This is a genomic window from Pseudomonas huaxiensis (genome assembly GCF_003231275.1).
Lineage (GTDB): Bacteria > Pseudomonadota > Gammaproteobacteria > Pseudomonadales > Pseudomonadaceae > Aquipseudomonas > Aquipseudomonas huaxiensis.
In genome coordinates, this window is sequence record NZ_QKVL01000002.1 from 1 (window position 1) to 21,997 (window position 21,997).

General features: G+C 64.3%; 21 protein-coding genes. 12 read left to right on the top strand and 9 right to left on the bottom strand.

Translation table 11 applies throughout. The features are described 5' to 3' along the window. Window positions 1-126: 126 nt before the first annotated feature. Window positions 127-1,098 carry a bile acid:sodium symporter family protein gene (locus DM374_RS03420; RefSeq protein ID WP_110968602.1) on the bottom strand — a complete coding sequence of 324 codons (972 nt, stop codon included), beginning with the start codon at window positions 1,096-1,098 and terminating at the stop codon, window positions 127-129. Window positions 1,099-1,180: 82 nt separating this feature from the next. Here DM374_RS03420 and DM374_RS03425 point away from each other — a divergent pair, with 82 nt between their 5' ends. Together DM374_RS03425 and DM374_RS03430 are read left to right on the top strand one after the other, a co-directional pair. Next, window positions 1,181-1,978 (top strand): AraC family transcriptional regulator, encoded by a 798-nt coding sequence (locus tag DM374_RS03425; RefSeq protein WP_110968603.1) that lies wholly within the window; start codon window positions 1,181-1,183, stop codon window positions 1,976-1,978. Window positions 1,979-2,067: 89 nt separating this feature from the next. Continuing rightward, on the top strand, window positions 2,068-2,538 hold the full coding sequence (locus DM374_RS03430) for an FAD/FMN-containing dehydrogenase (RefSeq protein ID WP_110968604.1): 471 nt from the start codon (window positions 2,068-2,070) through the stop codon (window positions 2,536-2,538). Window positions 2,539-2,540: 2 nt separating this feature from the next. On the opposite strand, the gene DM374_RS03435 is transcribed toward DM374_RS03430, so the two are convergent. From DM374_RS03435 to DM374_RS03445, 3 genes are all read right to left on the bottom strand, one after another. Beyond that, window positions 2,541-3,740 (bottom strand): MFS transporter, encoded by a 1,200-nt coding sequence (locus tag DM374_RS03435; RefSeq protein WP_110968605.1) that lies wholly within the window; start codon window positions 3,738-3,740, stop codon window positions 2,541-2,543. 83 nt (window positions 3,741-3,823) lie between these two features. After that, complete coding sequence (locus tag DM374_RS03440; protein ID WP_095155023.1) at window positions 3,824-4,270, bottom strand: SRPBCC family protein; 447 nt, start codon at window positions 4,268-4,270, stop codon at window positions 3,824-3,826. Window positions 4,271-4,353: 83 nt separating this feature from the next. Beyond that, a complete protein-coding gene (locus tag DM374_RS03445; protein WP_095155024.1) occupies window positions 4,354-4,671 on the bottom strand; it encodes a DUF2388 domain-containing protein in 318 nt (105 codons plus the stop codon). Between the two features lie 260 nt (window positions 4,672-4,931). On the opposite strand from DM374_RS03445, the gene DM374_RS03450 reads away from it, so the two are divergent. Continuing rightward, window positions 4,932-6,872, top strand: a complete 1,941-nt coding sequence (locus tag DM374_RS03450) for a methyl-accepting chemotaxis protein (protein ID WP_110968606.1) — start codon at window positions 4,932-4,934, stop codon at window positions 6,870-6,872. Window positions 6,873-6,952: 80 nt separating this feature from the next. Continuing rightward, window positions 6,953-8,083 (top strand): class C beta-lactamase, encoded by a 1,131-nt coding sequence (ampC, locus tag DM374_RS03455; RefSeq protein ID WP_110968607.1) that lies wholly within the window; start codon window positions 6,953-6,955, stop codon window positions 8,081-8,083. Between the two features lie 14 nt (window positions 8,084-8,097). Here the strand turns inward: ampC and DM374_RS03460 are convergent, their stop codons facing one another. Together DM374_RS03460 and DM374_RS03465 are read right to left on the bottom strand one after the other, a co-directional pair. Continuing rightward, complete coding sequence (locus DM374_RS03460; protein WP_110968608.1) at window positions 8,098-8,688, bottom strand: 2-hydroxychromene-2-carboxylate isomerase; 591 nt, start codon at window positions 8,686-8,688, stop codon at window positions 8,098-8,100. A gap of 53 nt (window positions 8,689-8,741) precedes the next feature. Next, the gene (locus DM374_RS03465; protein WP_110968609.1) at window positions 8,742-9,476 is read right to left on the bottom strand and encodes an SDR family oxidoreductase; all 735 of its coding nucleotides are present in this window, start codon (window positions 9,474-9,476) and stop codon (window positions 8,742-8,744) included. Window positions 9,477-9,568: 92 nt separating this feature from the next. Here DM374_RS03465 and DM374_RS03470 point away from each other — a divergent pair, with 92 nt between their 5' ends. Then, on the top strand, window positions 9,569-10,135 hold the full coding sequence (locus tag DM374_RS03470) for a TetR/AcrR family transcriptional regulator (protein ID WP_110968610.1): 567 nt from the start codon (window positions 9,569-9,571) through the stop codon (window positions 10,133-10,135). 6 nt (window positions 10,136-10,141) lie between these two features. Here DM374_RS03470 and DM374_RS03475 read toward each other — a convergent pair whose 3' ends face one another. Then, window positions 10,142-10,771, bottom strand: coding sequence for a LysE family translocator (locus DM374_RS03475; protein WP_110968611.1), 630 nt, complete (start codon window positions 10,769-10,771; stop codon window positions 10,142-10,144). A gap of 154 nt (window positions 10,772-10,925) precedes the next feature. On the opposite strand from DM374_RS03475, the gene DM374_RS03480 reads away from it, so the two are divergent. The 3 genes from DM374_RS03480 to DM374_RS03490 all read left to right on the top strand — a co-directional run bounded on the left by DM374_RS03480 (window position 10,926) and on the right by DM374_RS03490 (window position 15,760). Then, a complete protein-coding gene (locus DM374_RS03480) occupies window positions 10,926-11,516 on the top strand; it encodes an eCIS core domain-containing protein (RefSeq protein WP_110968612.1) in 591 nt (196 codons plus the stop codon). A 358-nt stretch (window positions 11,517-11,874) separates the two neighbouring features. After that, complete coding sequence (locus tag DM374_RS03485) at window positions 11,875-12,489, top strand: response regulator transcription factor (protein ID WP_110968613.1); 615 nt, start codon at window positions 11,875-11,877, stop codon at window positions 12,487-12,489. A gap of 7 nt (window positions 12,490-12,496) precedes the next feature. Continuing rightward, a complete protein-coding gene (locus tag DM374_RS03490) occupies window positions 12,497-15,760 on the top strand; it encodes a transporter substrate-binding domain-containing protein (protein ID WP_110968614.1) in 3,264 nt (1,087 codons plus the stop codon). 111 nt (window positions 15,761-15,871) lie between these two features. On the opposite strand, the gene DM374_RS03495 is transcribed toward DM374_RS03490, so the two are convergent. Then, window positions 15,872-16,621: a PDC sensor domain-containing protein gene (locus DM374_RS03495; RefSeq protein ID WP_110968615.1), complete on the bottom strand. Its 750-nt coding sequence runs from the start codon at window positions 16,619-16,621 to the stop codon at window positions 15,872-15,874. A gap of 62 nt (window positions 16,622-16,683) precedes the next feature. Beyond that, the gene (locus tag DM374_RS03500; RefSeq protein ID WP_110968616.1) at window positions 16,684-17,436 is read right to left on the bottom strand and encodes a FadR/GntR family transcriptional regulator; all 753 of its coding nucleotides are present in this window, start codon (window positions 17,434-17,436) and stop codon (window positions 16,684-16,686) included. 249 nt (window positions 17,437-17,685) lie between these two features. Here DM374_RS03500 and DM374_RS03505 point away from each other — a divergent pair, with 249 nt between their 5' ends. The 4 genes from DM374_RS03505 (at window position 17,686) to DM374_RS03520 (ending at window position 21,985) form a co-directional block, all read left to right on the top strand. Then, on the top strand, window positions 17,686-19,110 hold the full coding sequence (locus DM374_RS03505) for a gamma-aminobutyraldehyde dehydrogenase (RefSeq protein WP_110968617.1): 1,425 nt from the start codon (window positions 17,686-17,688) through the stop codon (window positions 19,108-19,110). 238 nt (window positions 19,111-19,348) lie between these two features. Beyond that, entirely contained in the window at window positions 19,349-19,954 is a 606-nt protein-coding gene (locus tag DM374_RS03510) for a dimethylamine monooxygenase subunit DmmA family protein (RefSeq protein ID WP_095155041.1), read from the top strand. Next, the gene (locus tag DM374_RS03515; RefSeq protein ID WP_110968618.1) at window positions 19,951-20,919 is read left to right on the top strand and encodes a PDR/VanB family oxidoreductase; all 969 of its coding nucleotides are present in this window, start codon (window positions 19,951-19,953) and stop codon (window positions 20,917-20,919) included. Before DM374_RS03510 ends, DM374_RS03515 begins: the two co-directional genes overlap by 4 nt. A gap of 16 nt (window positions 20,920-20,935) precedes the next feature. After that, a complete protein-coding gene (locus tag DM374_RS03520; protein WP_110968619.1) occupies window positions 20,936-21,985 on the top strand; it encodes a heme-dependent oxidative N-demethylase family protein in 1,050 nt (349 codons plus the stop codon). Window positions 21,986-21,997: the final 12 nt, after the last annotated feature.

Below are 21,997 nucleotides of genomic sequence, written 5' to 3' on the forward strand. Positions count from 1 at the left end.
CTTGAGAGCGCTAGAAAACTTCCGGCATGCGCCTGGTGGCCATTCCTCGGTCTGTTGACAAGCGCTTTCCAACCAGCGCATGACCGAAAAAGCGTAGATACCGATGCGCATCGCTCAATCCAAGCCTCAGGCATCACTCCCCCGCCCCGCATACCGCTGCGCCAGCACCGCACACACCATCAACTGAATCTGGTGAAACAGCATCAGCGGCAAGATCAGCGCCCCCACTGCGCTGCCGGCAAACAGCAACTGGGCCATAGGCACGCCAGTCGCCATGCTCTTCTTCGATCCGGCGAACAGAATGGTGATGCGGTCCTCGACATTGAACCCCAGCCAGCGCCCAAGGCTCTGGGTGCAGAACAACACCAGCGCCAGCAACACACAGCACACCAGCGTCAGCCCGAACAAGTGCGACACCGGCACCGAATGCCACAGCCCGCTGACCACCGCACCGCTGAACGCGGTGTAGACCACCAGCAGAATCGAGCCCTGGTCCACCGACTTCAGCCAGCCGGCATTGCGCGCCACCCAGCCGCCAATCCAGCGTCGCGCCAGTTGTCCCGCCACAAACGGCACCAGCAGTTGCAGGACGATCGCCCCTACCGCTTCGAGGCTTGAACCGCTGTCGCCTTCGACGCCCATCAGCAGCATCACCAGCAGCGGCGTCAGGACGATCCCCAGCAGGCTGGACGCCGCCGCGCTGCAGATAGCCGCCGGCACGTTGCCGCGGGCCAGGGAGGTAAAAGCGATCGCCGATTGCACCGTGGCCGGCAAGGCGCACAGGTAGAGCACGCCCAGGTACAGGGCATCGCCTACCAGCGGCAGGATCAGCGGTTTGAGCAGCAGCCCCAGCAGTGGGAACATTACGAAGGTGCAGGCGAACACCAGCAGGTGCAGGCGCCAGTGCCCTGCCCCGGCGACCACCGCCTCGCGCGACAGCTTGGCGCCATGCAGGAAGAACAGCAGGCCGATGGCCAGGTGCGTCAGCCCTTCGAAAAACGTCGCGACCGCGCCGGAAGCCGGCAGCCAGGTGGCCAGGGCGACCACTGCGAGCAGGGCCAGGGTGAAGTTATCGAACAGTAAGCGCAGGTGTTTCATCGTCCATTCCGGCGTGTTGTGGTGAAGGTGGCGGAGACGATAAGGTGTTCGGCAATTTCCGACTAACGCCAGAACACCACTAATGTCGTCGAATGGACAAAACAAACTGCAACTGAGCGACCTAACCGCCCTGCCGCGTCCGCTGTACGGGCAGCGCAGCAGTTTGCCCAATATCGCCCTCGACTACCGCCACCGCCATCCGTGGGGCCAGTTGTCCCACGCGCTGCACGGGGTATTGCAGGTGCACACCGACAACGCCCGTCTGGTGGTGCCGCCGCACCGTGCGGTGTGGGTGCCGGCGCAGGTCGCGCATCGGGTTACCTGCACCGCGGACGCCTGTATCCGCAGCCTCTACCTCGACCCTGCGCTGGCCCTCTGGCCCGGCGAGCAGTGCCGGGTGATCGCCGTCGATCCGCTGTTACGCGAGCTGATCCGTAGCTTTGGCGAGGTGCCCGTGGACTACGACCTGAGCGGCGCCGATGGCCGCCTGGCCGAGGTGCTGGTGGATCGTCTGCGTTTGGCCGAAGAACTCGATCTGGTCTTGCCGCAACCCCGCGACTCGCGCCTGCGCGCCCTGTGCCGCAAGGCCCAGGCCCGGCCGCATGCCAGCGTCAGCCTGATGGATGCGAGCGAGAAAGCCGGAGTCAGCGAAAAAACCCTCAGCCGGCTGTTTCTCAAGGAAACCGGCATGACCTTCCGCACCTGGCGCCAGCGTATGCGACTGGTCAGCGCGCTGCCGGCGCTGGAGCGCGGCGAACGGGTCACCGATGTGGCCCTGGCTTGCGGCTATGACTCGCTATCGGCGTTCAGCGCCGCGTTTGGCAGGCTGTTCGGTTTGTCGCCGGGGGAACTGGGGCGAGGTCACGCTTACAAATCCTGAGCGGCAGGATGCCGCAGGTCGGCAACGCGCAAGCTTGCTATGCTGCGCCCCTGCTGCAATTCCTACCAATCTGCTCAAGGATTCGACTTGTGAAAGCTGCTTGCGTACTGCTGCTGGGCCTGCTGCCGTTCATGGCCAACGCCGCCGAAGTCGGCGACACCCTCAAGCCCTTCACCCTCAACGACCAGCATGACCAGGCATTCAGCCTCGACGCCGGCACCCGGGTCCTGCTTGCTGCTGGCGACATGGACGGCGCCAAACTGGTCAAGGCCGCCGTGGCGGAACAGCCCAAGGGTTACCTGGAAGCGCGCCATGCGGTGTTCGTCGCCGATATCCAGCGCATGCCGGCGCTGATCAGCAAGCTGTTCGCCGTCCCCGCAATGCGCGATTACAACTACCGCGTGGTGCTCGACCGCGACGGCCAGGTAGTACCGCAGTACGCGGTCGGCGAAGCGCAGGTGCAGGTGCTGCAACTGGACAACGGCAAGCTGGTGTCGAAACAGACCTTCAGCGACGCCGACGCCCTGCGCAAAGCCCTCGACGCCTTGCCGCAAGGCTGAGTTCAGCGCTGCAGGCCACGGTCCACATACCAGGTCAGCGGCAGCGTCAACAGCAGGGTCGCCGCCAGCACCATCAGCGCGAACGGCACCCCGCTGGCATCCCCCAGGCGGCCGAAGACGATCGGCGCCAGCGCCCCGCCTCCAATGGTGCCGGTGTAGAACAGGGCAAACGCCTGTTCCCGCCGGCCCGCGGCCGCCAGTTCCGGCACCACGCCATACAGCACCGACGAGGTGCCATTGAGCACCAGCCCGAGCAGCGGCAGCATGATCATCAGCGCGTTGAGCGGCAGGAACACCGCCGCCACCACCAACGCCGCCGTCAGCGACTCACTCAGCCAGACCGTTTTCAGCAGACCGAACCTTGCACCCAGGTAGCCGCAGATCAGCTTGCCGAAGGCGCCGCCGATGAACAGCAGGGTCAATGCCAGACCGATGCCGGCCGTGCCCGCGCCCTTGTCGGTGAGCAGGAATGGCAGGAAGGTGAGGAAACCCATGCGCACGGCGCTATCGAGAAAGCCGGTCGCCAGCAACGCCCGCAGGCCGGCCACCGAGCCGGTGCCGGCATGATCGCCGACCTTTTTCGCGGCGACCGTATGCTCGTTGTTGCCGCGCGGGATCAGCAGGTACATCGCCAGCGCCGCCAGCAAGCCGAGCACCCCGGCCAGGGTCACGCTCAGGCGCCAGCTCATTACCGTCAGGGACACGCCCACCAGCGCCGGAATCAGAGTTTTGCCGATATCGCCGGCGAAGTTGTAATGCGACAGCGCCTGTTTGACCGGCGCCCCCGGCTCATGGGTATCGCTGACCAGCGACGAAGCCAGCGGGTGCTGCGTGCTGGCGCCAAGCCCGCCAAGCACCAGCGCGGCGAACAAGGCGATCAGACCGCCCGCCTGCCCGGCCAGCAGGTAGGCCACGCCAATCAGCACGGTGCCACCAATCAGCAATTGCTCGCGACCAAAGCGCCGCGCCGCACGGCTGGCCAGCAACTGGAACGCCGCCATGGTGGCCGACCAGGCACCTCGCAGCAGGCCGATCTGTGCATAGCTCAGGCCGAACTGGACCTGCCAGATCGGCAGCAGCACATAAATCAGATCAGTCAGGCCATCGTGCACGGCGTGGGCGCCGCAGGCCGCCAGCAAGGCGCGGCGGCGCGGCGAGGTTTCAGCGGGGGATGGGAGAACGGCGTCGTGAGCTTCGGGCATGATTCAGGCGGTCCGTGCAACTGGACTCACCATTAAAACAGTAACAAAACATGAATACGATGCCATTTCTCCCATACAGCGACTCAGCCGGGGATTTCCGGCTCCACCAACGCCGCCAATTGATTCAGCGACTCCTGCCAGCCCAGGTAGCAGCCTTCCAGCGGAATCACGCTGGGCAGACCCTCCTGGACAATATGCACCTCGGTCCCGCACGACACGGCCTTGAAGGTGATGGTCGCGATGATTTCGCCGGGCAGGTTGGGGTCGTCGAAACGGTCGGTGTAGCGGATGCGCTCGTTGGGCAACAATTCGGTGTACTCACCGCCGAAGCCGTGGCGCTGGCCGCTGGAGAAATTGCTGAAGGACATCTTGTAGGTGCCGCCCACCCGCGGGTCGAAGTGATCGACCTTGCAGGTGAAGCCGTGGGGCGGCAGCCATTTGGCCATCGCCTCGGCATCGAGAAACGCCCGGTAGACGCGCTCGGCAGGCGCCTTGAACACACGGTGCAGGCGAACGGTGTTGCTGCTCATGGTCATCTCCTGGTCAGGTCACGGGGTGTAACCAGTCAAGTTGAAGTCCCGGGCGGCGTCCAGCCGTTCGCCTGATGCAGATCTCAGCGCTCATCACCGAAGTGATCGCTGACCAGAATCGCCCGCGCCAGTTCTTCGTCGCTGGCCTGGATGCCAGGGTTTTCCTGGCGGACGCGTTGCAACACCGACTCCAGGTAAGCGCCGCGGATCGCGCCGCCGCTGGCGACGAAGCTGGACGCCTCATCCCGCGCCGGGATGATCCGTTTGTCGTCCTTGAAGGTGGAATACAACGAAGCGGAGACACCGGCCGAAGTGGCGACATCACCAGCATCAACCCGGGCCAGCGCCGTGCCGAAAGGCAGGCAGAGCAACAACGAAGAAACGAGCAATGTACGCCGCATGACGGAATCCTCCGGAAATGACAGGTATTACTCAGTCTAGGATGCGCACGCTCAGGGCGTAGTTCCATCGGATGAACAGAAAGGCCGGTAACCAACAGGGAAAAACCTGACCGATAGCTCAAGACAATACGCTAACAACATGTATACGAAGTGCTTGCCAAATATTTATGTACGCGGTCTGATAAAGAAAAAAATAGCAAGTTGCCATTACTGTAAACAACGCTGCCATCTGCCTCCTGCCTGCATGGATGTACCTCACCATGAAAATAAAGAACAAACTCATACTTGCCTTCGTACTGGTGGCTTTTATCCCGGTAAGCCTTGTCGGAGCCCTATCAGTGTTGAGTATCCGCAGTGATGCGGTCGATCAGTTCGTCGAGAGCAGTACCCGTGAAATACGCCAGATCGACGGTAATATGCGGCAGTTCTTCGACGGCACTTCGCAGAACGTCGATCAAATGTCCAAAGATCCTGTATACAACTCTGTAGAACAATTAAAACAGTACATCAGTACCGACGCCCCTAACCAACCATTGCCGCCAGCAGCAAAACAGGTAATCGAAGCTTTCTCCCGTTATGGCGCCACTCATCCGGCCGCAGCGATCCTGTCCATTGGCCTGGAGGACGGCAGCTACGCCAAGTGGCCGGATGACCCGCAACTGGCTAACTACGACCCGCGCACCCGCCCCTGGTACAAGGCCGCCATGGCCAGCCCGCAAAAAACCGTGCGTACGGCGGCGTACTACTACGAAAAGGATGACGTGGCTCTGGTCGGCACCGCGCGGGCGCTGCTCGACGAGGCTGGCAAGGCCAAGGGCGTGTTCGTCGTCAGTGTCTCGCTGAAAAACCTCACCGAGCTGATCAAGAGCATCAAGCTGGGCGAAAGCGGCTACGTGATGCTGGTCGAGGACGGCACCGTGCTGGTCGATCCGCGCGACGCCAGCCACAGCTTCAAGAAACTCGCCGACCTCGGCGCACCGTACGCACACCTGGCAGCCACCGGCCAGGGCGTCACCGAAGTCGAACTCAATGGCGTGCGCTACATGGCCAACACCTGGACCTCCCCTGGCCTGGGCTGGCACTTCATCGGCCTGATCGAGCACAAGGAAGTGATGGGCACCGCCACCCGCATGACCTGGCTCACGTCGATCATCGTCATCGTCCTGGCGCTGGTCTTCGCCATCGTTGCAGCGGCGTTTTCCCGGGTGATCGTCAAGCCGATCGGCCAGGTCAGCACCGGCCTGCAGTCGATCGCCGAAGGCGAAGGTGACCTGCGCCGCGACCTGCAGGTGCAAGGCAAGGATGAAACGGCCGAACTGGCCGGCTGGTTCAACAAGTTCCTGGCGGCGATTCGCCAATTGATCCAGCACATCGGCGCCGCCTCGGGCAACCTGCAACGCGCCTCGCAGACCAACAGCGAAATGGCCGGCAACATGAATGACGCCGCCGGGCGCCAGCGCGAAGCGGTCGAGCTGGTGTCCACCGCGTTCAACGAGATGGTCGCCACCGCCAACGAGGTGGCCCGCTCTTGCAGCAGCGCCGCCGACGCGGCGGAAAATGGCCACCGCCGGGTGGCCGAAGGCAAGCAGCAGATCGAGCAGACCACCAGCAACGTCAACCGCCTGAGCAATCGCCTGACCGAATCGTCCCAGGCCATGGTCGAGCTGGAACAGGGTAGCCGCGACATCAACCAGATCCTCGGCACCATCCGCGCCATCGCTGAACAGACCAACCTGCTGGCGCTGAACGCAGCCATCGAGGCGGCCCGGGCCGGCGATCAGGGCCGTGGCTTCGCGGTGGTTGCCGATGAAGTACGGGCGCTGGCCAAGCGCACCTCCGACTCCACCGGCGAGATCGATCAGTTGCTCGGCACCCTGGGCAGCAAGACCCAGGAAGTCTCGCAGAAAATGGAAAGCTGCCTGGACCTGTCCCGTGCCAGCGTGTCGTCCATCGCCAGCGCGCAAGACAGCTTCGAAGGCATCCAGTTGTCGGTCAACGAGATCCGCGACCAGAACCTGCAGATCTCGGCGGCGGCGGAAGAGCAGCACAGCGTCGCCGAAGAGATCAACCGGCATATCCAGCAGATCTACGACGAAGCACGGCGGGTCGAGGACCTGGCCCGTTCGGCGCAGCAGGACTCCGGACGGCTGTCGGAGTTGTCGCAGGAACTGAGTGGCCTGGTGGGCCGCTTCAAGTCCTGAGGTGACACGGCGGAAGTATCGGCCTTGATACTTCCGCCCTTCTCAAGCAGGGTGCGTGTTTTTCGACACGGAAGCTTTCCATGCGCCTTCTTGCCCTTGTTGCGCTCTGCGCCACGCCCCTGGTCGCCTGGGCCGATACAGATTTCGACCGGCAGGTTCGCGACGCCGCCGAAGCGGTGATGCGTGACAACGCCATTCCTGGCCTGGCCATCGCCATCACCGACAATGGCCGCCAGCACTTCTATGAATTCGGCGTGGCCGACAAGGCCAGCGGCCAGCCGGTGACCCGCGCCACCCTGTTCGAGCTGGGCTCAATCAGCAAGACCTTCACCGCCACCCTCGCCGGCTACGCCCAGGCCAAGGGCACACTGTCGCTGACCGCCAGCACCGGCGACTACCTGCCGGAACTGGCCGGCACGCCGTTCGGCAAACTGTCGCTGATCAACCTCGCCACCCACACCACCGGCGGCATGCCGCTTCAATTCCCCGATGCCGTGACCAACGACGCGCAACTACTGGCCTGGCTCAAGGCCTGGACGCCGCAACAGCCACCGGGCACCTGGCGCACCTACGCCAACCCGAGCATCGGCATGCTCGGCGTGATTGCCGCCAGGCAACTGCAAACCCCGTTCGTCACAGCCATGCAGGAACAGCTTCTGCCAGAGCTTGGGCTCAAGCACACCTATCTCGCCGTACCGAAAGACCAACAGGCGCTGTATGCCTGGGGTTACGACAAGGGCGGCGCCCCGGTGCGGGTCAATCCCGGCGTGCTGGCCGACGAGGCCTACGGCCTGAAAAGCAGCAGCAGCGACCTGCTGCGGTTCGTCGAGATCAACCTGGGCCGGGTGAAACTCGCAGCGCCCTATGAACAGGCTGTGCAGGCAACCCATCGCGGCTACTTCCAGCGCGGCGCCATGACTCAGGACCTGATCTGGGAGCAATACGCCTATCCCCTGGCCTTGCAGACCCTGCTCGACGGCAACGACAACCGCAGCGCGCTGCAAGGCGCACCGGTCAAGGCCCTCGACCCGCCGCTGGCGCCGCAGCAACGGGCCTGGGTGAACAAGACCGGCGCCACCAACGGCTTTGGCGCGTATATCGCGTTCGTGCCGGAGCAACAGCGTGGCGTGGTGATCCTGGCCAACCGCAACTACCCCAATAGCGAGCGGGTGAAGCTGGCCTGGAACCTGCTGGAGCGGCTGGGCAAGTAGGACGCAATGGCCGATCAGCCCAGCGCGTCCACCACGAAGTCCAGGCGATCCTGACCAAAGAACATCTGCTCGCCGACAAAGAACGTCGGCGCGCCAAACACCCCGCGGGTCACCGCTTCTTCGGTCACCGTCTTCAACGCTGCCTTGACCTCGGCATCACCCACCAGGGCGACAAAGTCGTCCGGCGCGAACCCCGCCTCGGTCAGCACCTCGGCCACCACAGCCGGGTCGCCCAGGTTGCGCCCGGTCACCCACAACGCGGTGAACATCGCCGCCAGGTAATCCTCGAAACGCTCCGGCTGGCGCAATTGCACGCCGATCGCGCCGCGCATCAAGGTCAGGGTGTTGATCGGGAAATACGGGCTGAAGCGCAGCGTCACGCCATAACGGGCGGCATAGCGCTGGAAGTCGGCGTAGGTGTAGCGGGCCTTGGCCGGGACGGTCACCGGCGAACTGTTGCCGGTGGCCTGGAACACGCCACCCAGCAGCATCGGGCGCAGTACCACGTTGGCGCCGTGCTCGGCACGCAGCCGCGGCAGTTGGGTCCAGGCCAGGTAGCTGGCGGGGCTTCCGAGATCGAAGAAGAATTCGACGGTCTTGCTCATGAGATTCAGGTCCTTGTGCGCAGAGGGGGTCATACCAGGGTGAGCGAGGGGGCTTACCAACGTTCCATCCACGGGCGCAAGTCCAGTTCGAAGGTCCAGGCATCCCGCGGCTGGGCGTGCAGGTGCCAGTAGTTGTCGGCGATATGCGCGGGATCGAGGATGCCGTCCTGGTCCTTGAGCGCGTAACGCTCGGGGAAGCTGTCGCGGATAAACGCGGTGTCTATGGCGCCATCCACCACCACATGGCCGACATGAATGCCACGCGGGCCCAACTCCCGCGCCATGCTCTGGGCCAGGGCGCGGATGCCGTGCTTGGCCCCGGCGAAGGCGGCGAACCCGGCCGCGCCGCGCAGGCCGGCGGTGGCGCCGGTGAAGAGAATGGTGCCGCGCTCGCGGGTGACCATGCGCCGGGCCACCGCCTGCGCGGTGAGGAAGCCGGCAAAGCAGGCCATTTCCCAGATCTTGAAGTACTTGCGTGGGGTTTCTTCAAGGATGCTGCAAGGCACGTTGGCGCCGATATTGAAGACGAAGGCGTCGATCGGGCCGATGCTGCTTTCGATCTCCTCCACCAGAGCCGCGACCTCCTCCTCCTTGCGCGCATCGGAGCCAAAACCATGGGCCTGGCCGCCCTCGGCGCGGATTTCGTCCAGCAGCGGTTGCAACTTGTCGGCACTGCGCCGGGTGACGCAGGCGATATAGCCTTCACGGGCAAAGCGCTTGGCAATGGCGCCGCCCGTGGCATCGCCAGCGCCGATCACCAGTACGACGTTCTTGTTGTTATCGGTCATGGGTGTCGTCTCATTGATGAATGATCGTTTAGTGAACGAACGCTATGCTACGATCTGCACATTCGTCAAGCGTGTAACAGAGGATTTCCCAAGTGCGCTATTCCACCGACCACAAGGAACAGACCCGGCAACGGCTGGTGCAAAGCAGCGGCGCCCTGGCCAAGCAGGGCGGGTTCTCGTCCACCGGCGTGGCCGGCTTGATGAAGGCCATCGGCCTGACGGGCGGCGCCTTCTACAACCACTTCCCGTCGAAGGACGACCTGTTCAGCGAAATCGTCCGCGAGGAGCTGTCCCACAGTTTCATCAACCTGCAGACCCAGGCTGGCGAGTTGAACCGGGACAAGTTGCAGCGCTGCCTCGACCAGTACCTGAGCCTGGCGCACCTGCACAACCCGGAAAACGGCTGCGCGATTCCGGCCCTGGGCGCGGAAATCGCCCGAGCGGATATCAAGGTGCGGGAAGAAGCCGAGCACTGGCTGAAAACCCTGCACCAGGCGTGGGCGGTCACGTTGAAGGACGACGCCCTGGCCTGGGTGTTGCTGAGTCAGTGTGTCGGAGCGCTGCTGGTGGCGCGGATGCTCGCCGGGGAAGACACCCGGGAGGCCGTGCTGGCGGCCAGCCGGGGATTTGCGCGCAAGGCGCTGGAGCAAGTGCCGTAAAGGGAATCAGTGCAAGTCGTTGCGGCGGTACAGGCTGACGCCGACCGCCAGCACCGCGAGCATGCCGGCGCAGCCGCGGTTGATCCATTGCATCACCCGCGCCGAGAAGGCGCGCACCGCGTGCCGTCCGCCGAGGGCGTAGACGACCATCACCAGGCAATCGAGCAACGCGGTGACGACCGCGAGAACCAGGTACTGCTGCAATACCGGTTGGTCCGGGCGAATGAACTGCGGCAGAAATGCCGAGAAAAACAGCAAGCCCTTGGGATTGGACAATCCGACGAACAGCGCCCGCAGAAAGCTCGAACGACCGCTCACCGCGACCGCCGTACCACTGGCACTCAACGCCTGCACCGGTGCGCGCCAGAGCATCACCGCGAGGTACAGCAGGTACGCCGCGCCGACCCATTTGACCAGGCTGAACAAGTGCTCCGAGGCTTGCAGCAAGGCGCCAAGGCCACAACCCACGGCGCCGATCAGGATCAGATCGGAGAGCATCGCCCCGGCCATGCCGAAGCCCGCCACGCGCATGCCGTGGCTGGCGCCGTTGTTGAGGGCCAGCAGCATCGCCGGGCCGGGGGTGACCATCACCGCGCTGGCGGCGATGACGTACAGCAGAAGTGTCGAGGCGTCCATGACGGCTCCAGGCAGATCAAAGCGCGAAGGATGCCTGCGCCGCCCTTCTCACTCAAGCCCCCGGACAATTTGTCGGACGGTAGTAACTAAAGTTTGCCTGACCGGTCAAACTGCACGTCCCCGACATTCGCCGCTTATCCCCGGCAGGAGCTACATGTCCCTCCGCGTTCCCTTCAGGCTGTGCCCCTCGCTGCTGCTGTGCCTGGCGCTCGGCGCCGCACCTGTCGCGTCCGCCGCCACACCGGCGACGGGCCAGGCCGATGACCTGTTCACCCTGCTCGACAATGTCACACGCATGGCCTCTTCGGGGCTGGCCAACTGGCTCACGCTGTCACGCGACAGCGCCGTGGCCAGCGGTGTCGAACCGATTCCGCTGCACATCCGCGCGCAACTGGAGCCGTGGTATGACTTCCAGGTGCTCGATGCCGCCCGCTATCAGGTCGGCAACACCCAGCAACTCGACGCGGCCAGCGCCTTCCTGCAGAACCCCGACGTCAGCGCGGTGACCCTGGTCGACGTGATCGTCTTCCGCAATGCCGAAGACGCCCGCGACAACGTCGCCCTCTGGGCCCACGAGCTCAAGCATGTGCAGCAATACCAGCAATGGGGCGTGGAAGGGTTCGCCGCGCGCTACACACGCGATTTCGATGCGGTGGAAGCGCCGGCCTACGCAATCCAGGCCGAGGTGGGCAAAGCGCTGAAGCTGGCGCCGGGCGCTACTCTCGCCGCGCATCCGGCGCACTGAGCCCAACCCTTTAAGGGCATCGGGATCTACACATCCAAACCCGCAGCCACTCACGATCCGCACAAGCTGTGCATTGACCCATGCTTCAAGGACCCAAGGGGAAACGGCGTGTCAGCACACTTCCCTTTGCCCCGTCAGCAACATACCCGGTGCCCAACACCCTTGGCGCCGTGTACCACCGACAGACTCTTCGCCATTCTTGTAGGAGTTTTCATCTATCCCGCCGGAATTCTTCCACGCCTCTATACTCCTCGTACTCATCGAACCTGATTCGACGTATCGTGAGCGGCCCGTCAGAACCGGCGGTTTCCTCTCCTGAGTGACTCGGGAAAAATCCATTCCTGATGCAGGGCCTGCGATGCACAAGATTCTGATCGTCGATGATCACCCCACCATCCGTTTTGCCACTCGCCTGCTGCTTGAACGCGAGGGCTACGAGATCGTCGGCGAAGCCCACGACGGCGTCACCGCCGTCAGCCTGAGCCAGGAACACAGCCCCGATGTGGTGATTCTCGACCTCGGTCTGCCGCGGCTCGACGGTCTCAGCGTGCTGGAACGCCTGCGCGCCCTGAACCCGCCGCCACGGATCATGGTGTTCACCGGGCTGCCGCCCAGGCTGTTCGCCAAACGCTGCATCGAGGCCGGCGCGTCGGCCTTCGTGCGCAAGGACGAAGACCTGCAGATCTTCAGTGGCGCCCTCAAGGCCGTACTCAACGGTTACTCCTACCTGCCCGACGCCCTGCGCATGACGCCCCGCTCCAATTCCGAGTCCAACCGCCTGGAACTCCTGTCCAACCGCGAATTCGAGGTGATGCGCCAACTGGCCAAAGGCGCCAGCAACAACGAAATCGCCGATGCCATGATCCTCAGCGCAAAGACCATCAGCACCTACAAGTCCCGCGTCATGGAGAAACTCCAGGTCGAATCCCTGGCGGAACTGCTCGACCTGGCCAACCGCCACGAAATGATCTGAAGCGCCAATGAACGCCCATCTGTTCTGCGCCTGGGGCCTCGGCGGTTTGCTCCTGCTGCTGCCCGCGTCCCTGCCGGCCAGCGAGCCGGTGACCCAGCGTGAACTGCTCGGGCGTTCACTGAGCAGCAGCGCGGCGCCGGTACTCGGCAGCGCCGACCGGCAATGGCTGGAGCGCAAGAAGGTGCTGCGCCTGGGCACCTCGGCGCCGGACTACCCACCCTTCGACATCAACGTCAGCCAGCACGATTACGAAGGTCTGACCGCCGACTACGCCGGGCTATTGGCAGAGCAGTTGCGGGTCGGCGTCCAGGTGCTGCATTACCCCGACCGCAACGCGGCGATCCAGGCCTTGCACCGCGGCGAAATCGACCTGCTGGGCAGCGCCAACGGGTTTGAAGCAGCCGACAGCGAGCTGCTGTCGAGCCTGCCCTACGCCGAGGACCAGGCAGTGATCGCCACCCCGCTGGGCAAGCCACGCAACCCCGACGATGACCTCGCCGGGCTGCGCCTGGCGATGGTCGATCACTACCTGCCGGCCGAACGTATCCGCGAGGTCTATCCCCGCGCCAGGCTGCAGCTTTATGCATCAAGCATGGCCGCATTGTCCGCCCTGACCCAGGGCGATGCCGACGCCTTTATCGGCGATGCCATCAGTGCCGACTACCTGATCGGCAACCACTACCGCGACAGCGTGCAGATCAGCTACTACGTCAAGCCGCTGCGCTCGACCTTCAATTTCGCCCTCGAACACGACAACAGCACCTTGCTGCGGGTGCTCAACCAGGCCCTCGACAGCCTGTCGGAAAGCGACCGGATCAACGTCGCCCGGCGCTGGAGCAGCGGCCTCAACAGCGTCCTGCTCAACCGCGGCGCGCTGGTCCTGACGCCGAACGAACAGGCGTGGATCCGCGCTAATCCCAAGGTCAGGGTGGCGATCAACAAGTACTTCGCGCCCCTGACCTTCATTGACGACAAACAGCAATTTCGCGGCATCACCGCTGACCTGCTGGAGCAGATCGGCCTGCGCACCGGCCTGGATTTCCAGGTTGTCGAGGCGGCCTCGGTGCCGGAGATGATCCAGTTGGTCGAAGACGGCGAGGCCGATCTGGTCGGCACCCTGCCCTACGGCGCCGAGCGCGCCCGCACCCTTGATTTCACCCGGCCTTACCTGACCACGCCACGGGTGCTGGTCACCGCCGCCCACGCCAATGCCCCCGACACCGCCGAAGCGCTGGCCGGCAAACGCCTGGCGCTGATCCGTGGCACGCCGTACGCGCAAACCTTGCGCCGCGAGCACCCGGCTATCGAGCTGGTGGAGGTCGATGACCCGCTGGCGCTGATGGAATACGTCGCCCAGGGCCGCGCCGATGCCGCCATCAGTTCGCAGATCAACGCCGCTTATTTCATCAGCCGGCTGTTCAAGGACCGCCTGCGCATTGCCGCGCTGCTTGACGACACCCCAGCAACCGCCGCGTTCGCCACCGCCCACGGCAACACCCTGCTGCATTCGATCCTGGAAAAGACCCTGCTCAGCATCGAGCCGGACGAGATGACTCTGCTGGCCAACCGTTGGCGGACCAACGCCTTGATCAGTGACAACCCGTGGCGCAATTACCGCGGTCTGGTGTTGCAGATTCTGGTAGTCGCCGGCCTGCTGATCGCCGCCGTGGTGTTCTGGAACCGCTACCTGCGCCGCCTGATCGGCCAGCGCACCGAAGCCGAACAGGCGCTGCAACGGCAACTGAAAATCAGCGAAGGCCTGTTGCTGGAACTGCGCCAGGCCAAGGAACAGGCCGACAACGCCAACCACGCAAAAAGCGCGTTTCTCGCCACTATGAGCCATGAAATCCGCACGCCGATGAACGCGGTGATCGGCCTGCTGGAACTGGCCCTCAAGGACGCCGCGCAAGGCCGTATCGACCAGCCGTCGTTGCAGGTCGCCTTCGACTCCGCCAGCGGGCTGCTGGAACTGATCGGTGACGTGCTCGACATCGCCCGCATCGAGTCCGGGCACATGGCCCTCGCTCCCGAACCTACCGACCTGCCGCTGCTGATACGCAGTGCCGCGCAAGTCTTCGACAGCAGCGCCCGGCTCAAGGGCCTTACCCTGGAGCTGGACCTGCGCAGCCCGGCGCGGTCGGTGCTGGTCGATCCGCTGCGGTTGCGCCAGGTGCTGTCCAACCTGCTGAGCAACGCCATCAAGTTCACCGAGCACGGGGTGGTCAGGGTCGAGTTGAATATCGAAGCGGCAAGCGACGACCTCAACGCCCGCATCGAACTCAGCGTGCGCGACAGCGGCATCGGCATCAGCGCGACCGATCAGGCGCGACTGTTCAGCCCCTTCGCCCAGGTCGGCCAGCAGCCCGCGCGCCAGGGCACCGGCCTCGGCCTGGTGATCAGCCGGACCCTGTGCGAATTGATGGGCGGCGCGCTGCGGCTTTCCAGCGAACCCGGCCAGGGCACCCGGGTGGTGATCGACCTGAACCTGCCCTGGGCCGGCTCATTGGAGCACGCGCAAGTGATCAGCGAGACACCGGCCAACAGCCCCGCGCTGAACATCCTTGTAGTGGATGACTACCCGGCCAACCTGATGCTGCTGGACAAGCAGCTCGGCGTGCTCGGCCACCGCGTCAGCCAGGCCAGTGACGGCAGTGCGGCGTTACAGCTATGGCGCGACGGCCAGTTCGACGTGCTGATCACCGATTGCAATATGCCTGGCATGGACGGCCATGAATTGGCCCAGGCGGTGCGTGCTGAAGAAACCGCAAGCCAGCGTCGCCGCTGCCTGATCCTCGGCCTGACCGCCAACGCCCAGGCCGAGGAACGCGAACATTGCCTGGCTTCGGGAATGGATGACTGCCTGTTCAAACCCATCGGCCTTGGCGCCTTGCGCCAGCACCTGAGCGGGCTGGACGTGACGCCCGCCATGGCAGTCAACGAGGACGACAGCGGTTTCGACCTCGATGAACTGCGCCACCTGACCCTCAACGACCCGCAATTGATCCAGCGCCTGATCGCCGAACTGGCCCACAGCACCACCCTGGACCTCGCCGCCTTGCGCGCCCTCGGCCCGGACTCGCCGCGCCCGGCGCTCAAGGCACTGGTCCACCGGATTCGCGGCGGCATGAAAATGCTCAAGGCCCGCGGGCTGGTGGCGCATTGCGATACGCTGGAACGGGGGTGTGCGCAGAAGTTGGAGGATGGGGAATTGCAGGTGCTGAAGGGGCGGCTGGAGCAGAGTCTGGAGAGGTTGTTGCGCAGACTTGGCTGATGGGCCCCCATCGCGACGGTTCGGCGCCCCGACAAGCTCGCTACAGGATCGTGGCCACTGTAGGAGCGAGCTTGTCGGGGCGCCGAACCGTCGCGATAAGCCGCTCAACAATCAAGGCGCCTTGCGCAACCCCGGCAACCGCACCAGCGACCACCCCGTCTCCGACTCCGACAAGGTCAGGCGAATCTCGTCCAGTTGCATATTGCTCAACAAGGTCGAGACCAGATCCCCCACCATCCAGTTGGCTGTGTTGGACGCAATCACCCGGCCATCGGCGGACAGCAACACCGCTTCATGGTCCAGGCGCATCAGGCTGCGCACCAGCAAGCGTTCGACGTTGTGCAGCGACAGGTCGAGCCCGGCCACACCGATAAAGCGCCCCTGCACCATGATCGGCATGGTGAAGGTCAACACGTACATGTTGGTGCCGTAGAGGTCCACGTAAGGTCCCTCCACCACGCTTTTGCCGGTATCGCGGGGACGGCGGTACCAGGGCATTTCGGTGTAGTCGTAGTAATTCTCGCGGCGCCGGTCAAAGTTGGGGCGCAACGGCAGGGTCTTGCCGCCGTCCGCCAGGTACCACCATTCCAGGTGCATTTCCCGGTCGGCCAGGCAGTTGGGCTCGACGATCACACCGCCACCGCAGCCAAAGGCGCCGGTGGCGAGCAACTGGCGGTCGATTGCCGGGCGCAGGGACGCCAGGTCCTTCGCGGCGGGCTGCCGGCCTTCGGCCAGAACCCGTTCCCAGAGCGAGCGGGTGTCCTCCACCAACTCGCGGACCTGGTTGAAAATAGTCCCCAGGGTACTGTCCAACTGCTGGGCGCAGGCCGAAAAGGACGCGTTATCGCTCAGGGCAAACATGGCATTACCTCACGCAGGTTCGGCTTTTCTTGTTATGTCATCAGGCGTTGTGTCACGCCATTTCAGTCTTCATCGGTTTCGGCCAGCAGCTCCAGGCGCAGGCTGATCAGGCGCTTGATACCGCGGCTGACATGCGCCTCGGCCAGCGCACCGGCCAGCACCGCATCTCCCGCGACCAGCGCCTGCAGGATCGCCTGATGCTCCTGCTCCACCACCGCCACATCAGCGCCGCCGGCCGCATCCATCCACAGCAACTCGCCCACTTCGGATTGCAGGCGCATCTCTGCGTTGGTCAGGCGCAGCGACTGCGCGGCCGCAGCCACCTCGATATGAAAACGGGCATCCGCACGATGCCGCGCCTGGCGCGAAGCGGCCTGACGCAGCATGTCGATGTGATGGGCGATACGCGCCTGCTGCTCGGGCGAGCTGCGCCGGGCGGCAAGGCGCGCGGCGGTGCCGGAAATGGCGGTCTGCTCGTCGCCCAGGTCGCGCAGGTCCGGGCCGCTCATGTCGCGCAGGCGTTGCAGCAGCAACGCCTCGGGCAGCTCGATCGGCGCGCAGACGAAACTGCCGCCGTTACGCCCGCGCCGGGTCTCGATCAGGCCACGCTGGCGCAGCACCACCAGCGCCTCGCGCAGGGTAACGGTGGCGACGCCCAGTTGCAGCGCCAGCTCGGCCTCACTGGGCAACTGCTGGCCTTCGGCGAACAGGCCCAGTTCAATGGCCTCCACCAGCCTGCGCGCCACCTCATCGGTGCGCCCTTCCTGGCGCAGCCGGATGAATGCGGTGTTACGAGCACTATTCAGGGCAGTCATTGCCTCTCCCTATCGAGCATTGCAGAGCCTGAAGCCAGCCTCGGCGAAAAAATTCAATCCCGCATCTTATAGCGAAGAACCGGGCGCGTGATAGCGCCGAATTCGCTTCAACTTACCTTTCCCAAGCCAGTTGGCAAGATTCAAACTTTAAGATATGGTTTCATATGTTTAAAGCAGAGACGCGGATATCCACTACCTCCGCGCCTGCATCAGCGATTTCCGTCAACAAGTCCAACCAAGGAATACGCCATGCAAACCCGACTCCTGATCAATGGCCAGTTGATCGATGGGCAAGGTGCTCTCTACGCCGTGTACAACCCCTCCGAGGGCTGCGTCCTGGCGAACATCCCCGAAGCCAGCAGCGCCCAGGTTGACGCCGCGGTGCAGGCCGCCGACCAGGCGTTCGACGCCTGGTCGCAGACCCCGCCGAAAGACCGCGCGCACCTGCTGCTCAAGCTGGCCGACCGCATCGAAGCCGAGGCGGAAACCCTCGCTCGCCTGGAGTCGCTGAACTGCGGCAAGCCTTACCAGGCCGCCCTCAACGACGAAATCCCGGCCATCGCCGACGTCTTCCGCTTCTTTGCCGGTGCCAGCCGCTGCCTGTCGGGCTCCGCCGGCGGCGAATACCTGCCGGGCCACACCTCGATGATCCGCCGCGACCCACTGGGCGTGGTCGCTTCCATCGCGCCGTGGAACTACCCGCTGATGATGGTCGCCTGGAAACTCGCCCCGGCCCTGGCCGCCGGCAATACGGTGGTGCTCAAGCCGTCCGAGCAGACACCACTGACCGCCCTCGCCCTCGGCGAAATCATCGCCGAGCTGTTCCCCGCCGGCGTGGTCAACATCCTCTTTGGTCGCGGCCCAAGCGTTGGCGAGCCGCTGGTCAACCACGCCAAGGTGCGTATGGTCTCGCTGACAGGTTCAGTCGCCACCGGCGCGCGGATCATCTCCAGCACCGCCAGCAGCGTGAAGCGCACCCATATGGAACTGGGCGGCAAGGCACCGGTGCTGATCTTCGATGACGCCGATATCGACGCCGCCGTCGAAGGAATCCGCGCTTTTGCCTTCTACAACGCCGGCCAGGACTGCACCGCCGCCTGCCGCCTCTACGTTCAGAAAGGCGTCTACGAGCGCTTCGTCAGCCAGTTGGGCGAGGCGGTCGCCAGCCTGCGCATGGGCCTGCAGGACGATCCCGAAACCGAACTGGGCCCGCTGATCACCCGCGATCACCTGGAACGCGTGGCCGGTTTCGTGGAGCGAGCCAAGGCGCAGCCGCATATCCGTGTGGTCACCGGCGGCAACCGCGTCGACGGCCCGGGCTTCTTCTTCGAGCCGACCGTCCTGGCCGATGCCCGCCAGGACGATGAAATCGTCCAGCGCGAAGTCTTCGGGCCGGTGGTCAGCATCACCCCGTTCGACGACGAGGCGCAGGCCCTGGCCTGGGCCAACGACTCCGACTACGGCCTGGCATCCTCGGTCTGGACCCGCGACGTGGGCCGCGCCAACCGTCTGGCCGCGCGCCTGCAATACGGCTGCACCTGGGTCAACACCCACTTCATGCTGGTCAGCGAAATGCCCCACGGCGGCATGAAGCAGTCGGGCTATGGCAAGGACATGTCGATGTACGGCCTGGAAGACTACACCTGTGTCCGCCACGTGATGTTCAAGCACTGATCCGCACCGAACGGGTGCCTGGCGCACCCCTTTACGGCACCGATCCGATCGTCGCATCACCCTTCACCTTTGCACCACCTGATGAAACCGGCCCCAAACCGGCCTTTGCGATAAAACATATAAAACCATAGGCAATATGGCATAGGTTCTGCTTTATCTCCGACACGAAGCAGAAACCGGTCGCCATTGTTACCAACCGGCCCAAAACCGGGGTAACGACTTACGAGGTGTGTCACCCATGCTTATCACCGGCATCAAGAGCCGTCCGGTCTACGACCGGCTGCAACCCATGACGGGCGGCCTGCGCCACCTGATCGCGGGCCAGGGCAGCGGCGGCGCGGCCATGCTGCGCCTGATCGCGGACATGTCCGCCGAACAGCGCCACAACAGCGCCCTGCTCTACTCCACCGAATCCTTCTCCGGCCACACCCACTTGCAGGACCTGCAAGACGCCGACGTTGCAGGACTGGAAGTGTTCCCCAGCAACCAGGCGCTGCTCGACGCCCTGCGCGAACGCCTCGGCGCCGCCCATATGGGCACCCGCCTGTACCTGAGCGGCTCGGAAAGCTTCATCGGCACCGCCATGCAGGCCGCCAACGAAGTCGACCTGAACCGCGACGAAGTGCTGCGCGAGCACAGCGGCACTCTGGTTCGCCGGGTCTGGTGCGCGCACTGCGACACCTACACCGAGAACGTCGCGCAGCGTGTCTTCACCTGCCCCGGTTGCCAGCTCAACCTCGTGGTGCGCGACCACTATTCCCGTCGTTTGGCCGCCTTCCAGGGCATCAAGGCCGACGGCGAAGTCCCAGGCGAACTGCCCGCTGCCGAGGAGCTCGACACATGAATACCCATAACGGCACCCTCGCCGTCCGCGTTGCCCGGATCGAACCGCTGACCCCGGAAATCACCCGTTTCACCCTGGTCGATCCAGACGGCAAGAGCCTGCCGGCCTTCTCCGGCGGCAGTCATGTAGTGGTGATTCTCGAAGACGGCGACAAGACTCACCGCAACGCCTACTCGCTGATGAGTTCGCCCTACGACGCCAGCGCCTACCAGATCGCCGTGCGCCGGGTCAGCGAAGGCCGCGGCGGTTCGCGCTTCCTCCACGACCAGATCAATGAAGGCGACCTGCTGCACCTGCTGCAACCGGCCAACCTGTTCCCGCTGGCCAAGCACGCCCGCCAGCACCTGTTCATCGCCGGCGGCGTGGGTATCACCCCGGTGTATTCGCAACTGGAAGAACTGCAGCTCAAGCAGTCCACCTTCGAACTGCACCTGGCCGTGCGCGGCCCGGAACACCTCGCCCTCGGTCGCGAACTGCAAGCCCGCTACGGCGCCCGGGTGCATTTGTATGTGCAAGGCCAGGACGAGCGCATGGACATCCCGCGCATCCTCGCCGGCCGCCCGCTGGGCAGCCACGTCTATGTCTGCGGCCCGGACAGCATGATCGACGACACCGTCGACAGCGCCCACGCCCTGGGCTGGACCGACAGCCACATTCACTACGAGCGCTTTGTCGAGCAAGGCTCCAACGGCCTGCCGTTCAGCGTCACCCTGGCGCGCCAGGGCGTGACCATTGAAGTGCCGGCCGAGCAATCGCTGCTCGAAGCCGCCGAACAGGCCGGCTATGCCGTGCCCTACCTGTGCCGCGGCGGCGCCTGCGGCTACTGCGAAACCGAAGTGCTTGAAGTCGACGGCGAGCTGGACCACCGCGACGACTGGCTCAGCGAGGAAGACAAGCTGAGCAAGCGCAAATTCATGCCCTGCGTATCCCGCGCCAACTGCAGCCGCCTGGTCGTAGACCTCTGAGACAGGAAGAACACCCATGACCGTATTCAAGCCGATCGAAACCTACGCCGACGTCGACGCCAGCGACTTCACCTACAGCAACAGCCGCGACGCAGTGCTGCGCCTGCCGTTCCCTTACCCGGAAGACCAGTACATGTACTCGATGAACGTCGAGCCGCATGTGCCGTTCGGCACGGGCGCGCTGCGCGGTCAGTTCGACATCGACGAGCATTACATCTCCGAATGCCATCACCGCGCGCAGATCCTCGAAAGCCAGCCGGGCGTGCACTACGCCGCCCTGGCGCACATGATGGAAGCGCAGTGGGACTTGCTCGAACTGCTGATGGAGTCCTATTCCCGGGATTACCCCGAGCATTTCACCCTGGAGAAGAAAGGCACCCAGTGGCGCTGGATCAACCGCCCGCTGCAACTCGACGACACCTTCGTGTTCGGCGACGCCAGCACCCTGCCGATGGACCCGATGGAATACATCACCCGCCAGGCCCAGGGCGAGTTCATCCTGCTCGAAGAGCGTGACGACACCTTGGTGATGGGCGCCGGCATGGCGACCCAGCGCGCCGACTACTCTCTGCGCTTCAACCTTGGCATGAGCTTCATGGAGTTCCACGGCCCGGTGCCCAAGCTGCATGAAATGGGCATCCTGCAGCGCGCCCTGAAATTCCTTCTGCGCCTGCGTCCTGGCCACCCGGTACGCCGCACCAACTGGTCGATCACCGTCAACCCGCGCCTGGAAACCTCCGCCGAGACCCTGCCGGACTGGGCGCCGGACCGCACCATCGTCACCGCAGAAAACGCCGGCGAGCTGGTCAACCTGCGGATCGAGCTGCAACCGCTGCACCGTCTGCCGCGCAGCAACGCCGTGCTGTTCCCGGTGCGCACCTACCTGGTCAGCCTCAAGCAACTGGCCGAGTTCGCCCCGCAATGGGCCAAGCGCATGCACCGGGTCATCCGCGACCTCGACCAGGAATTGGTGGACTACAAGGGCTTCACCCGTTACCGCGACGCCATGGTCACCTGGCTGTCGCAATATGACGACGGGACGCCAGTCGACGAAAGTAAGCAATAAACCTTGATGAGC

Coding starts and splice junctions, on each gene's coding strand:
- DM374_RS03420 (WP_110968602.1), bottom strand. CDS start 1,098: ATGAAACACCTGCGCTTACTGTTCGATAACTTCACCCTGGCCCTGCTC.
- DM374_RS03425 (WP_110968603.1), top strand. CDS start 1,181: ATGTCGTCGAATGGACAAAACAAACTGCAACTGAGCGACCTAACCGCC.
- DM374_RS03435 (WP_110968605.1), bottom strand. CDS start 3,740: ATGCCCGAAGCTCACGACGCCGTTCTCCCATCCCCCGCTGAAACCTCG.
- DM374_RS03440 (WP_095155023.1), bottom strand. CDS start 4,270: ATGAGCAGCAACACCGTTCGCCTGCACCGTGTGTTCAAGGCGCCTGCC.
- DM374_RS03445 (WP_095155024.1), bottom strand. CDS start 4,671: ATGCGGCGTACATTGCTCGTTTCTTCGTTGTTGCTCTGCCTGCCTTTC.
- DM374_RS03450 (WP_110968606.1), top strand. CDS start 4,932: ATGAAAATAAAGAACAAACTCATACTTGCCTTCGTACTGGTGGCTTTT.
- ampC (WP_110968607.1), top strand. CDS start 6,953: ATGCGCCTTCTTGCCCTTGTTGCGCTCTGCGCCACGCCCCTGGTCGCC.
- DM374_RS03460 (WP_110968608.1), bottom strand. CDS start 8,688: ATGAGCAAGACCGTCGAATTCTTCTTCGATCTCGGAAGCCCCGCCAGC.
- DM374_RS03465 (WP_110968609.1), bottom strand. CDS start 9,476: ATGACCGATAACAACAAGAACGTCGTACTGGTGATCGGCGCTGGCGAT.
- DM374_RS03475 (WP_110968611.1), bottom strand. CDS start 10,771: ATGGACGCCTCGACACTTCTGCTGTACGTCATCGCCGCCAGCGCGGTG.
- DM374_RS03480 (WP_110968612.1), top strand. CDS start 10,926: ATGTCCCTCCGCGTTCCCTTCAGGCTGTGCCCCTCGCTGCTGCTGTGC.
- DM374_RS03485 (WP_110968613.1), top strand. CDS start 11,875: ATGCACAAGATTCTGATCGTCGATGATCACCCCACCATCCGTTTTGCC.
- DM374_RS03490 (WP_110968614.1), top strand. CDS start 12,497: ATGAACGCCCATCTGTTCTGCGCCTGGGGCCTCGGCGGTTTGCTCCTG.
- DM374_RS03495 (WP_110968615.1), bottom strand. CDS start 16,621: ATGTTTGCCCTGAGCGATAACGCGTCCTTTTCGGCCTGCGCCCAGCAG.
- DM374_RS03500 (WP_110968616.1), bottom strand. CDS start 17,436: ATGACTGCCCTGAATAGTGCTCGTAACACCGCATTCATCCGGCTGCGC.
- DM374_RS03505 (WP_110968617.1), top strand. CDS start 17,686: ATGCAAACCCGACTCCTGATCAATGGCCAGTTGATCGATGGGCAAGGT.
- DM374_RS03510 (WP_095155041.1), top strand. CDS start 19,349: ATGCTTATCACCGGCATCAAGAGCCGTCCGGTCTACGACCGGCTGCAA.
- DM374_RS03515 (WP_110968618.1), top strand. CDS start 19,951: ATGAATACCCATAACGGCACCCTCGCCGTCCGCGTTGCCCGGATCGAA.
- DM374_RS03520 (WP_110968619.1), top strand. CDS start 20,936: ATGACCGTATTCAAGCCGATCGAAACCTACGCCGACGTCGACGCCAGC.